Source organism: Streptomyces sp. NPDC026515, from assembly GCF_055567595.1.
In genome coordinates this window covers 224,392-237,693 of record NZ_JBVHQD010000008.1, presented here as the reverse complement: position 1 = coordinate 237,693, position 13,302 = coordinate 224,392, and the positions used below count along the sequence as shown (strand labels likewise).

8 protein-coding genes are annotated in these 13,302 nt (G+C 68.1%); 3 read left to right on the top strand and 5 right to left on the bottom strand.

Features of this window, described 5'->3' with window-relative positions; all coding sequences use genetic code 11:
• Nucleotides 1-28: 28 nt before the first annotated feature.
• A complete protein-coding gene (locus tag ACZ4O3_RS18730) occupies nt 29-2,464 on the bottom strand; it encodes a DUF6049 family protein (protein WP_467723042.1) in 2,436 nt (811 codons plus the stop codon).
• A gap of 288 nt (nt 2,465-2,752) precedes the next feature.
• On the opposite strand from ACZ4O3_RS18730, the gene ACZ4O3_RS18725 reads away from it, so the two are divergent.
• Complete coding sequence (locus ACZ4O3_RS18725; protein WP_467723041.1) at nt 2,753-4,222, top strand: CCA tRNA nucleotidyltransferase; 1,470 nt, start codon at nt 2,753-2,755, stop codon at nt 4,220-4,222.
• 113 nt (nt 4,223-4,335) lie between these two features.
• Here the strand turns inward: ACZ4O3_RS18725 and ACZ4O3_RS18720 are convergent, their stop codons facing one another.
• The 3 genes from ACZ4O3_RS18720 to ACZ4O3_RS18710 form a co-directional block, all read right to left on the bottom strand.
• Nucleotides 4,336-5,598, bottom strand: a complete 1,263-nt coding sequence (locus ACZ4O3_RS18720) for an MFS transporter (RefSeq protein ID WP_467723039.1) — start codon at nt 5,596-5,598, stop codon at nt 4,336-4,338.
• Between the two features lie 95 nt (nt 5,599-5,693).
• Complete coding sequence (locus tag ACZ4O3_RS18715) at nt 5,694-6,776, bottom strand: inositol-3-phosphate synthase (RefSeq protein WP_362716862.1); 1,083 nt, start codon at nt 6,774-6,776, stop codon at nt 5,694-5,696.
• A 43-nt stretch (nt 6,777-6,819) separates the two neighbouring features.
• Nucleotides 6,820-7,500 carry a PadR family transcriptional regulator gene (locus tag ACZ4O3_RS18710; RefSeq protein WP_362716865.1) on the bottom strand — a complete coding sequence of 227 codons (681 nt, stop codon included), beginning with the start codon at nt 7,498-7,500 and terminating at the stop codon, nt 6,820-6,822.
• Nucleotides 7,501-7,863: 363 nt separating this feature from the next.
• Between ACZ4O3_RS18710 and ACZ4O3_RS18705 the strand changes: the two genes are divergently transcribed.
• Entirely contained in the window at nt 7,864-10,527 is a 2,664-nt protein-coding gene (locus ACZ4O3_RS18705) for a transglycosylase domain-containing protein (RefSeq protein WP_362716868.1), read from the top strand.
• A 131-nt stretch (nt 10,528-10,658) separates the two neighbouring features.
• Entirely contained in the window at nt 10,659-12,158 is a 1,500-nt protein-coding gene (locus tag ACZ4O3_RS18700) for a glycosyltransferase family 87 protein (RefSeq protein WP_467723036.1), read from the top strand.
• 92 nt (nt 12,159-12,250) lie between these two features.
• Here the strand turns inward: ACZ4O3_RS18700 and ACZ4O3_RS18695 are convergent, their stop codons facing one another.
• Entirely contained in the window at nt 12,251-13,282 is a 1,032-nt protein-coding gene (locus tag ACZ4O3_RS18695) for an alanine racemase (RefSeq protein WP_362716873.1), read from the bottom strand.
• Between the last annotated feature and the right edge of the window lie 20 nt (nt 13,283-13,302).

Here is a 13,302-nt window from a genome sequence, read left to right as displayed (position 1 = left end):
TCCCGGGCCACACCGGCCACGACATCGCTCAACGGTCCACTCTCTCACCCGTTCCGGACGGGTCGGCGCTTTCCGGTGCGGTGTCCGGTGTCGGGTCACTCGGCTGCTCAGGGTCGTCTGCCCGGGAGCGGGCCGCGGACTCTTCCTGGAGACGATCCTCACCGGCATCGGGGTTCCCCGGCCGGCCGGTGCCCTCGGAGCCCGTGTCCTCCGGGGCTTGGGGAGTCTCAGGGGTCTGCGGAGCGTCCGGGCCCTGCGGGGTGTCCTCTCCCGCCTCGTCGGGGCCGCCGCCCTCCTCGGCGCGGCGGGCGGCGGCCCGCTTGCGCTGGGTGTACATCCGGAACCCGGCGAGCACCAGCAGCAGCACGCCGCCGCCGATGACCAGCATGACGGTGGGTGTGACCTCGGTGACCTTCACATCGAACCGCACCGGGTCGCCGTACTCCTGGCCGTCCTCGGTGTAGAGCTGGGCGAAGACCTCCACCCGGCCGTTGGCGTTGGCCGACGTGGAGAATTTCACGGACTGGGTGTGGCCCCCGGAGACCTCGACCGGCTGCTCGTAGTAGGCCTTGCCGCCGATCTCCAGGCGGGTCGGCATCGTCGAGGTGAGCCGCAGCATGAGGTGGCCGACGCCCTGGACCAGGTTGTTCTGCACCGTCACCGGGATGGTGGCGCTGCGGCCGGAGAGCTTCGTCTCGGACTTGTCGATCAGCTTGACCTGGCCGGTGAGGCTGTCGAGCCAGGACTCCACACCCGTGCGGAAGCTGTCGGCCTCGGTGCCGCAGCCCCGCCACGACGTGGACATCTCGCGGTTTATGGCTCGCCCGAAGGGGGTCACGACCCGGGACTGGTTGGTGAGGACAACCTGGAAGTTGTCGAGCTTGTCCTGGGTGCGGGCGATCTGCTCGAAGGCCGTCCGGGGCAACTGCTGCTTCCGCAGCGAGGAGGGGTAGGCGGACGACGAGGGGATCTTCGTCGTCGCGCCGGGGTCGGGCTTGTCCTTGGCCGCCGTGGCGAGGTCCTGGGACTGCGACCAGTTGCTGCCCTGCAACGCCGTGATCGCCGTCGCCATCGCCTGGGCCTGACTGGCCGACGGCATGCGCTGCGGGGCGACGACGATGCTGCGCTGCTTGTCGGTCTGGGTGTTCAGCGCCAGGCTCTGGGCCAGGAACTGCTGTACCGCGAGGGTGGCCGCGTCGGCGTTCGTGAGATCGCCCTGGAACGCCGTGGACAGGCGTGCGTCCGCGACCACCGCTGTCGTTCCGCCGCCGATCGGGCGCGCCGCCGAGGGCGTGTAGGGCAGTCCGCCCGTCTCCTGGAGGCTGTCACTGCGGGCGATCACCTTGTCGGCGCCGGCGGAGGTGGCGACCTTGATGATCGACGGGTCGACGGCACCGTTCACGGGCCAGGCGAAGTCCGTGCTCGGTGTGACATGAAGCACAGTCTGCACGGTGGTGGCGGCGACGTCGGTGGCGTCCTTGAGGTGGCTCAGCGATCCGGTCACGCTGGTGCCGTTGTGGGCGAGGGAGGCCAGGTCCGGGTCGGCGAAGGGAAGGGCCACGACCTCCTTGTCGGCCACCGCGTTCTGCAGGTCGGCCAGGAACTGCTTGGCCACCGCCTGGTGGGTGCCCGCCGTGGTGGTCTCCCCGGCGCCCTGGACCCGGTAGCTGCGGGTCATCGCGTCCACGGAGGCCAGCAGGTCCGGGTCGATCACCCAGGTGACGTCCAGGTCCTTGCCGAGCGCCAGCATCTGCGCCAGTCGGCCGCCGGGCGAGATCTCCTTGGCGAGGTCGTCATCGAGGAAGACCGGCGTCTGCAGCTCGCCCGCGCCCGTCTTCGCCGTCACGTGGACGGTGGAGATCAGCGGCCACAGATACGTCGTCCTGGTCTGGGTGTCCGCGTCGGAGGACTGCCACGGCAGGAACGTCCGCTGGATGCCCAGGACCTGGTCCCACGGCTGCGCGGAGGTCTGGCCGGACAGTGAGACGCCGAACGGGTACACGCCGTCCTGGCCGAGGTCGAGCTTGTCGACCGGCACGGAGATGGTGAAGTGCTCGGCGACCCCCGGAGCGAGCGAGTCGAAGTCCTCGGTGTACTTGCCGCCTACCGCGGTGCCGAGGCTCGACTGGAGGTCGTCGGGATGCCGGGCCGCGGAGCCGATCGCGGAGCGCGCGGTGAGCTGGGATCCCACCCGCAGGTCCACATGGGCGTCCGTGACGGCCTGCTTGCCGTTGTTGGTCACGGTGCCGGAGACCGTCAGCGTGTCCCCGTCACTGGGGGCACTGGGGCTGAGCGAGTCAAGGGCGACGGACACCGTGTCCGAGTCGGCCGCCTGCGCCGGCACCGCGGCGGGCAGCTGCACCAGTGCGGCCAGCAGAGGCGCACCCGCGAGCAGTGCCCCGGTGCGCCGCAGCCAGCGACGGGCAGGTGAGGGCGTCCCCTGGAAGTCTGCCGCCTCGGCCACGCGCTCGTCCGTCCCTCGTCATGGTCAGTGGTCGTCGGAATGTGCGTCCACGCATGGTAACGAGGTGCGCTGAGCGGAAGTGCCGCGGTCTGCTCTACAAGATCGGGAGAGCAGCCCGGGCCGTCCCCTATATCCAGTATCGCCGGGAGGCTCATGTAAGCGCCGAGCGCTGCCCTTGTGCGGGTATGGAGTGAGCTGTCCCACGCCGCTTGTGGGGAGACCGCGTGTGGAGCGCTGCCGGAATACGGAGGAGCCTCGGGCTGCTCGGGGCACGTACCCTGTTCTGTTGTGCCGAACGCCAATGAAGACAGTCCTTCCTCTGCCCTGAGCCAGGCGCAGCAGCGCGCGGTGAGCGAACTGCTGCGGGTGGCGCCTGTCGCCGACGAACTCGCCCGCCGATTCCAGGAGGCCGGGTTCTCGCTTGCCCTGGTCGGCGGCTCGGTCCGGGATGCGCTGCTGGGCCGGCTCGGTAACGACCTGGACTTCACGACCGACGCCCACCCCGAGGACGTACTGAAGATCGTCCGGCCCTGGGCGGACGCCCTCTGGGAGGTCGGTATCGCCTTCGGCACGGTCGGGGCGCAGAAGGAAGCCCGCGTCGGAGGCGTTGTCAGGGCCTTTCAGATCGAGATCACCACGTACCGGTCCGAGGCGTACGACCGCACCTCACGCAAGCCCGAGGTGTCCTACGGCGATTCGATCGAGGAGGACCTCGTCCGGCGTGACTTCACGGTCAACGCCATGGCGGTGGCGTTGCCGGAGAAGGAGTTCATCGACCCGCACGGCGGGTTGGACGACCTGGCGGCTCGTGTGCTCCGCACCCCGGGGACGCCTGAGGAGTCCTTCTCGGACGATCCGCTGCGGATGATGCGCGCCGCCCGGTTCGCGGCCCAGCTGGACTTCGAGGTGGCGCCCGAGGTGGTAGCCGCGATGAAGGACATGTCGGGGCGTCTGGAGATCGTCTCGGCCGAGCGGGTCCGGGACGAACTGAACAAGCTGATCCTCTCCGCTCATCCCCGTAAGGGACTGACCCTGCTGGTCGACACGGGCCTCGCCGACCACGTCCTGCCCGAGCTCCCGGCCCTGCGCCTGGAGAGCGATGAGCACCACCGGCACAAGGACGTCTACGACCACACGCTGATCGTCCTGGAACAGGCCATGGCGCTGGAGGAGAGCGGTCCTGACCTCACCCTCCGCCTTGCCGCGCTGCTCCACGACATCGGCAAGCCGCGCACTCGCCGTTTCGAGAAGGACGGCCGGGTCTCGTTCCATCACCACGAGGTGGTCGGCGCGAAGATGACCAAGAAGCGCATGACGGCCTTGAAGTACTCGAACGAACTGGTGAAGGACGTCTCACACCTGGTGGAGCTCCATCTGCGCTTCCATGGCTACGGCGCCGGGGAGTGGACGGACTCGGCGGTGCGTCGCTATGTCCGTGACGCCGGTCCGCTGCTCGAACGGCTCCACAAGCTGACCCGGTCCGACTGCACCACCCGTAATAAACGGAAGGCAGTGGCGCTCTCCCGCGCCTACGACGGCCTGGAGGAGCGGATCGCCGAACTGCAGGAACGGGAGGAGCTCGACGCCATCCGCCCGGACCTCGATGGCAACCAGATCATGGAGATCCTGGGAATCCGGCCCGGTCCGGAGGTCGGCAAGGCCTACAAGCACATGCTGGAGCTCCGGCTGGAGAACGGCCCGATGGGGCATGACGCTGCCGTGACAGCACTCAAGGAGTGGTGGGCCGAGCAAGGCTGAGCGCGGGGACCGGTCATGTTTCACGTGAAACACGGCCCGGCCGGAACGTGAAGAGGGGTGATGTTTCACGTGAAACATCACCCTCGCTCCATCACCGCCGGTGCGGCTGAGCCTCAGCGGCACTCGAAGCGGGTCATGACACTCGCCACCGCTGCGTAGATGAGGGTGACGGTGATGACGAGGGTCACGGACCGGCCGTCCGGTGGGAGCATCAGGGCGGCGACGCCGGCGGCTCCCACGAAGGCCACGTTGAAGAGCACGTCATACACGGAGAAGATCCGGCCCCGGAAGCTGTCGTCGACAGACGACTGGACGATGGTGTCGGTGGCGATCTTCGCGCCCTGGGTGATCAGTCCCAGAACGAATGCGGAGACGAGCATGGGGACCGTCGTGAATGGAAGACCCAGAGCGGGCTCCAGTACGGCGGCTGACGCGGCGCACACCGCGATCCAGCGTCCGGGACCGAGCCGTCCCGCGGCCCACGGCGTCACCACGGCCGCCGCGAAGAAACCGGCGCCGGAGATCGCCAAGGCCAGTCCGAGCAGCCCGAGCCCGTCGTCCGGGTCCGAGGAGAGCGCGTAGCGGCACAGCATCAGCACCAGGACGAGCAGGGCGCCGTAGCAGAAGCGCATCACCGTCATGGAGAGCAGTGCCCGGACCGCCTCGCGACGCGGTGGTGCGGCCAGGTGCCGTAGCGCTTCCAGGAGGGCGCGTGCGATGGTGATGACGGCCGTTGCCAGGCTCGGCCGTGCGGGGTGCTGGTCGGGACCGAGGAGCCCGGGGGGCATGGTCAAGGCAGTGAGGGCCGCGCACAGGTACAACGTGGCGCCCAGCAGCACCACCGCGGCATCGGAGTCCGCGGCCAGCAGCCGTACACCGAAGGCGAGTCCGCCGCCGATCGTCGCGGCGAGGGTCCCTGCGGTCGGGGACAGGGAGTTGGCCAGTACCAGACGCTCGGTGTCGACCACACGCGGAAGGGCGGCGGACAGCCCTGACAGAACGAAGCGGTTGACGGCCGTGACGCACAGGGCGGAGACGTAGAAGAGCCAGTCGGGGGCATGGGAGGCGATCAGGACGGCGGTGACCGCGGCCAGCAGCGCGCGCAACAGATTGCCGTAGAGGAGGACCTGGCGTCGGCGCCAGCGGTCCAGCAGGACGCCGGCGAAGGGACCCACGAGGGAGTACGGGAGAAGCAGGACCGCCATGGCCGAGGCGATCGCGACGGGGGAGGTCTGTTTCTCCGGTGAGAAGACGACATAGGCGGCGAGCGCGACCTGGTAGACGCCATCCGCCCCTTGGGAGAGCAGACGGACGGCGAGCAGGTGGCGGAAGTCCCGCAGGCGCAGCAGGACCCGCAGGTCGCGGACGACGGGCATGGGGCACAGCCTCACACACGGGGAGAGTCCCCGGGTCGGGGGACCCGGGGACTCTCACAGCCCTGGCAGGAGCGTTTTTTACGAGCGAGGGGACGTCAGCGCTCGACGTCGCCGCGGATGAACTTCTCCACGTTCTCGTAGGCCTCGTCGTCGAAGTACTGCACCGGCGGGGACTTCATGAAGTAAGAGGACGCGGAGAGGATCGGGCCGCCGATGCCGCGGTCCTTGGCGATCTTCGCGGCGCGCAGGGCGTCGATGATGACACCCGCGGAGTTCGGGGAGTCCCAGACCTCGAGCTTGTACTCCAGGTTCAGCGGGACCTCGCCGAAGGCGCGACCCTCGAGGCGGACGTACGCCCACTTGCGGTCGTCGAGCCACGCGACGTAGTCGGACGGGCCGATGTGGACGTTCTTCTCGCCCAGCTCACGGTCGCGGATCTGCGAGGTGACGGCCTGCGTCTTCGAGATCTTCTTCGACTCGAGGCGGTCACGCTCGAGCATGTTCTTGAAGTCCATGTTGCCGCCGACATTGAGCTGCATGGTGCGCTCAAGACGGACACCGCGGTCCTCGAACAGCTTGGCCATCACGCGGTGCGTGATGGTCGCGCCGACCTGCGACTTGATGTCGTCGCCGACGATCGGGACGCCCGCCTCGGTGAACTTGTCCGCCCACTCCTTGGTGCCGGCGATGAAGACCGGAAGGGCGTTGACGAAGGCGACCTTGGCGTCGATGGCGCACTGGGCGTAGAACTTCGCCGCGTCCTCGGAACCGACGGGCAGGTAGCAGACGAGAACGTCGACCTGCCTGTCCTTGAGGATCTGGACGACGTCGACCGGGGCCTCGGCGGACTCCTCGATCGTCTCGCGGTAGTACTTGCCCAGGCCGTCGAGCGTGTGGCCACGCTGGACCTGGACGCCCGTGTTCGGGACGTCGCAGATCTTGATGGTGTTGTTCTCGGAGGCGCCGATGGCGTCCGCGAGGTCGAGGCCGACCTTCTTCGCGTCGACGTCGAACGCGGCGACGAACTCGACGTCACCGACGTGGTAGTCGCCGAACTGAACGTGCATGAGGCCGGGGACCTTGGTCTCCGGGTCAGCGTCCTTGTAGAACTCGACGCCCTGCACCAGCGATGCGGCACAGTTGCCCACGCCGACGATGGCTACGCGAACCGAACCCATTCCGGTTGCTCCCTGTGTGTATGAGTGAGGCCCTGACCGGGTCTCACGTGGTGGTGTCGTCGGACAAATCCGGCCGGGTCTCCCCGGACCGGGGCAGGTTGCCCGGCGCTCCATTGGTGGTGTTCTGCTGAGCGGATCCGCCGGAGGCGGGACTCTTCGTGTCCCGTCCGGCCCGCTCGCTCTCGATGAGCTCGTTCAGCCAGCGCACTTCGCGCTCCACGGACTCCATTCCGTGGCGCTGGAGCTCAAGCGTGTAGTCGTCGAGGCGTTCCCTGGTGCGTGCCAGCGAGCCGCGCATCTTCTCGAGGCGCTCCTCCAAGCGGCTGCGCCGGCCCTCCAGCACGCGCATCCGCACGTCGCGGGAGGTCTGCCCGAAGAAGGCGAACCGTGCGGCGAAGTGCTCGTCCTCGTAGGCGTCGGGGCCGGTCTGGGAGAGGAGCTCCTCGAAATGCTCCTTACCTTCGGCCGTCAACCGGTAGACGATCTTGGCGCGGCGACCGGAGAGCGGCGCGGCGAGGGCGTCCTCACTGGTGTTCCCCGGTTCCTCGATCAACCAGCCGTTGGCGAGCAGCGTCTTGAGGCAGGGGTAGAGCGTCCCGTAGCTGAACGCCCGGAAGACACCCAGTGAGGTGTTGAGTCGTTTCCGCAGCTCATAGCCGTGCATCGGGGACTCGCGGAGCAGACCGAGTACGGCGAACTCAAGAATGCCGGACCGTCGGCTCATGGTCGCCTCCTCTCGTCGCTGACGCGCTTATCTCGCTCTGATGTATCGGCTCGATACATCCCGACGATAGATCGGCGATCCCGGTGCGACAAGAGGAACGACGGTGAACGGGATCACATCACCGATTCGTAGGAGGCAACTTGCCTGATTTGGGGTGAACTTCGGAGCTCGGCGGGTTTTGGCGGTGCGTAGTCTGTGCGGCATGCACACCACCGGGAACCAAGTGACGCCTGGGGGGCGTCTCCGTCCCCGGTGCAGTACGGGTGAATGCAGGACCGACCACATCCGTACTTCGGGGGGACCGGAAACCAGCCGCCGTTTCCAGGCGCGCACGGGTGCGCCTGCCCGAGGAGTAATCGTTCGATGAGCGAGCACCGTCGCAAACCGCAGCAGCCGCAGGGAGGCGGACGTGCCGCGGCCCGACGCGGCCAGTCCGACCCGTCCGCCGGCCGCCGTGCGGCCCCGCGAGGCGCCACCGGGTCTCCTTCCGACTCCTATGGGTCCCGTTCCTACGGGTCGGATCCCCAGGACTCGGGGGGTGAAGAGCGCCCCTACGGCGGCCGAGCCGAGGCACGCCGGGCGGCGCAGAAGAACACCGGAGGCCGCCGCAGAACGCCCGACAACGGAAGCCGTGGTCCCGGTGGTCCTGCCGGGCCGGGGCGTGGCAGAGGACGGGCGTCGACGGCGCCCGGCAAGAAGCGCCTGGTCGACTACCCGAGGGCGAACAGGTTCGGCTGGCACCGCTGGGTGCCGTCCTGGAAGCTCGTCTCCGGGCTGTGCATCACGTTCTTCGGCAGCCTGGTGGCGTTGGTCGGCGTCGGGTACGCCATGGTGGGCGTCCCGAACGAGAACACCGCGGCCAAGTCCCAGAACAACGTCTACTACTGGGCCGACGGCAAGCAGATGGTCGCGACGGGCACCGGCGCCAACCGGCAGAACGTCACCATCGACCAGATCCCCGAGGCGATGCAGTACGCGGTGATCTCGGCGGAGAACAAGAGCTTCTACACGGACCCTGGTGTCGACTTCAAGGGCATCGCCCGCGCCCTCGTCAACATGGCCCAGGGCGGCGAGACGCAGGGTGGTTCGACGATCACCCAGCAGTTCGTGAAGAACACGTACCTCAGCCAGGACCAGACGGTCACCCGTAAGTTCAAGGAGATGTTCATCTCCGTCAAGGTGGGCACCAAGTTCACCAAGCCGGAGATCCTCCAGGGCTACCTGAACACCTCGTACTTCGGTCGTGGGGCATACGGCATCCAGGCCGCCGCCCAGACCTACTACGGCGTGGACGCGAAGAACCTCACGCCGAGCCAGTGCGCGGTCCTGGCGGCTCTGCTCAAGGGCGCGACGTATTACGACCCCGCGGGCAACCCGGACATCGACCGCGCGGCCTCCAGGGAAGCCAACCTCAAGCGGTCGCACGATCGCTGGGGCTGGATTCTCGAGGAGATGCACAAGGACCGGCATCTCACCGACGCCGAATACCAGACGGCCATCAAGAAGTACCCGCTGCCCCAGGGCCGCAAGGCCGTCAAGGGCATGACCGGGCAGATCAGCTACCTCGCCGACACGGCCAAGAAGTACGTTCTCTCGCACTCCAACATCACCGAGGCGCAGTTCGACCAGGGCGGCTTCCAGATCTACACGACCTTCCAGAAGGACAAGGTCAACGCCCTGACCGCGGCCGTGCAGAAGGTCCAGAAGGCCCGGCTGGATCCGAAGAACCGTGAGAAGGACAAGTACGTCCAGTTCGGTGCGGCCTCGGTGGTCCCCAAGGACGGCGCGATCGTCGCCCTGTACGGCGGCGCCGGCTACGAGAACAACCACTTCACCAACAACGCCGACACCTCGGGTGTCCCCGTCGGTTCGACGTGGAAGCCGTTCGTCCTGGCCGCGGCCATGGAGTACGGCACGTACAAGACGGAGGGGGTCGGGGTCTCACCGCTGAGCAAGTACAACGGTGACGACAACCTCAAGGTGCGGCGGCCGGACGGTACGTACTACCTGAACAAGGACAACTCGATCTTCCGGCAGAGAAACGAGAGCGATTACCACTGGGGCTACATCAGTCTGCGCAAGGCGATGGAGCAGTCGATCAACACGCCGTTCGTGCAGCTCGGCGTGGATGTCGGCATGACGAAGGTCCGGGACGTGGCCCAGGCGTCCGGCATCCTGCCGGACAGCATGTCGCAGGACCTCAACCCGTCGTTCGCCATCGGTACCTCCACTCCCAGCGCGATCCGCATGGCCGACGCCTACGCGACCTTCGCGGCCTCCGGCGAGCACACGGACCCCTACTCGGTGACCGCCGTCAAGCAGGACGGTCAGGAGCTGAGCGGCTTCTCCAAGCCCAAGGTGACCTCGGCGATGCCCGAGAACGTGGCCAACAACGTCACGGACACCCTCCAGAACGTGATCCAGAACGGTACGGGTACGAACGCCAAGGCCCTGGGCCGTACGGCGGCGGGCAAGACCGGTACCACCGACAGCAACAAGTCGGCCTGGTTCGTCGGCTACACCCAGCAGCTGTCGACCTCGGTGGCGATGTTCCGTGAGAACCCCAAGGACGCGGAACTGCTCTCCATGAACGGCACCGCCGGCGTGGCGTCCATCCACGGTGGTGACATCCCGACCTCGGTGTGGACCGAGTACATGAAGGCCGCTCTCAAGGGCAAGAACGACCTGGGCTTCCCGGACGCCACCAAGATCGGTGCGATCGCCAACGAGGCGGGGGCGCCGTCCCCGACGCCGTCCCCGAGCATCACGCCCAGCGAGACGCCCAGCGAGACGCCGAGCGCCACGCCCAGCGAGACGGCCACCTCACCTTCGCCGACCGTGAGCGAGAGCTGCCGGTTCGCCTGGAACTGCTCGACCGGCGGCGGTAACACCGGTGGCAGCACCTCGGGAACCACGTCCTCGCCGTCGGCCACGGATTCGACCGGCACAGGCAACGCCAACGGTGGAGGTAACGGTGGAGGCAACGGTGGAGGCAACGGGAGCCTCTTCGGCGGATCGAGCGGCTAGCCGCTCGATCTGACCGGTAGGTGACCATTTCGCCCGCCGACGTGTGTTTCACGTGAAACATGGGCCGCCGCATCCGACGAGGTGCGGCGGCCCTCGGCGTATTCCTAGAGAGGTACGGCAGGATGGGCCCCATGCCCAGTGCAGAGACGACGCCCACGGGCGTGCGCGAGCCGGAGCCGGTGCGGCCGACCAGGGAAGACTCGGTCGCCGCGGCCGGCAGTGAGCTGATCGGTGGCCCCATCGGGCGGCGAGCGCTGCTCGGGACGTCCTGGTGGACGCCACTGCGGGTGGTGGTTCTCGTGGCGATCGGCATGTTCGCCCTGGGCCTGATCCAGAAGGCGCCGTGCTACAACGGCGGCTGGTTCTTCGGCGCGAGTTCGCAGTACACGCACGCCTGCTATTCGGACATCCCGCACCTCTACCAGGGGCGGGGCTTCGCCGACGGTCTGGTGCCGTACTTCGACAAGCTCCCCGGCGACATGGACTACCTCGAGTACCCGGTGCTCACCGGTGTGTTCATGGAGGTGGCCGCCTGGCTCGCGCCGGGCAGCGGCAGCATCCAGCTCCAGGAGCAGGTGTACTGGTTCGTCAACGCCGGGATGCTGATGATCTGCGCCGCCGTGATCGCGGTGTGCGTGGTCCGTACGCACCGCCGGCGCCCCTGGGACGGCCTGCTGGTCGCCCTGGCACCCGCCTTCGCCCTGACCGCCACCATCAACTGGGACCTCCTGGCGGTCGCTCTGACGGCCGCGGCGATGCTGATGTGGTCCCGGAGCCGTCCTCTCGCCTTCGGTGTCCTCCTGGGGCTTGCTACGGCCGCCAAGCTGTATCCCGTGTTCCTGCTGGGGCCGCTGTTCCTGCTGTGCTGGCGTGCGGGCAAATGGCGGGACTTCTTCACCGCTGCCGGGGGCGCGGTCGTCGCCTGGCTCGTCGTGAACCTGCCGGTGATGATCTTCGCCTTCGACGGCTGGTCGAAGTTCTACACGTTCAGCCAGGAACGAGGCGTCGACTTCGGTTCCTTCTGGCTGATCTGGGCGCAGAACACGACCACCCCGCCCAGCACCGGCTTCGTGAACAACGCGGCGATGGCGCTGGTGGTGCTCTGTTTCCTGGGCATCGCGGCCCTGGCCCTCACCGCCCCGCGGCGACCGCGCTTCGCCCAGCTGGCCTTCCTGGTGGTGGCGGCGTTCATCCTCACCAACAAGGTCTACTCCCCGCAGTACGTCCTGTGGCTGGTGCCGCTGGCCGTGCTCGCCCGGCCCAAGTGGCGGGACTTCCTGATCTGGCAGGCGTGCGAGGTGGCGTACTTCCTGGGGATCTGGATGTACCTCGCGTACACGACCAGCGGTGACGCTCACAAGGGCCTGCCGACCCACGGCTACCACTGGGCCATCGCGGTGCACCTGCTCGGCACGCTTTACCTCTGCGCGATGGTCGTACGGGACATCCTCATGCCCGAGCGGGACGTGGTGCGCCGCTCCGGTGACGACGACCCCTCGGGCGGGGTGCTGGACGGCGCCGAGGACGCCTTCGTGCTCGGCGCGGCCGGCCGTCCGCCGCGCCATGCCGCCCCGTTCGAGGGGCCGCAGGTGGAGTGGGGCAGCCGAGCCGCCGAGGACAGTTCGCTCTGAGCGAACAGGGCCGGTGAGTGATCATCCGAGACTGAAGGAAAGGGCCGTACACGGAACTCCGTGTACGGCCCTTCTGGCGTCCTGAGAACGCGTCAGCGGTCCACGATGCGGTCGAACTGGGTGGTGGTGTGCCGCAGATGGGCCACCAGCTCCTCGCCCACCGTCGGCTCCGGAGCATCGATCGGCACAAACAGGATCGAGACCTGCATGTGCGGCGGCTCCGCGAACCAGCGCTGCTTGCCGCCCCAGACGAACGGCGCAAGGTTCCGGTTCACCGTGGCCAGGCCGGCCCGTGCGACGCCCTTGGCGCGCGGCATGACGCCGTGCAGGGCCTTCGGGGCCTCCAGGCCCACCCCGTGCGACGTACCGCCCGCCACGACCACCAGATAGCCGTCCGAGGCCGCCTTCTGCTGCCGGTAGCCGAACCGGTCGCCCTTGGCGACGCGGGTGACGTCCAGGACCGCCCCGCGGTACTCGGTGGCGTCGTGGTCCCCCAGCCACAGCCGGGTGCCGATCCGGGCCCGGAACCGGGTCTGCGGGAACTGCTGCTGCAGCCGGGCGAGTTCGTCGGCCTTGAGGTGGCTGACGAACATCGTGTGCAGCGGCAGCCGGGCCGCGCGCAGCCGGTCCATCCAGCCGATGACCTCCTCGACGGCGTCCGAGCCGTCGGTGCGGTCCAGCGGCAGATGGATGGCGAAGCCCTCCAGCCGGACGTTCTCTATGGCCGAGTGCAGCTGCGGCAGGTCCTGCTCGCTGATGCCGTGCCGCTTCATCGTGGACATCACCTCGATGACCACACGTGCGCCGACCAGGCCGTACACTCCGTCGATCGACGACACCGAGCGGATGACCCGGTCGGGCAGCGGCACGGGCTCCTCACCGCGCCGGTACGGCGTCAGCACCAGCAGGTCGCCGCCGAACCAGTCCTTTATGCGCGCGGCCTCGTACGTCGTACCGACGGCGAGGACGTCCGAGCCGAGACGCGTGGCCTCCTCCGCCAGGCGTTCGTGCCCGAAGCCGTAGCCGTTGCCCTTGCAGACCGGGACGAGACCCGGGAACTGCTCCTGCACGTGCTTGTGGTGCGCCCGCCAGCGCGCGGTGTCGACGTAGAGGGTGAGCGCCATGGCCGGACCTGGGACCTTTC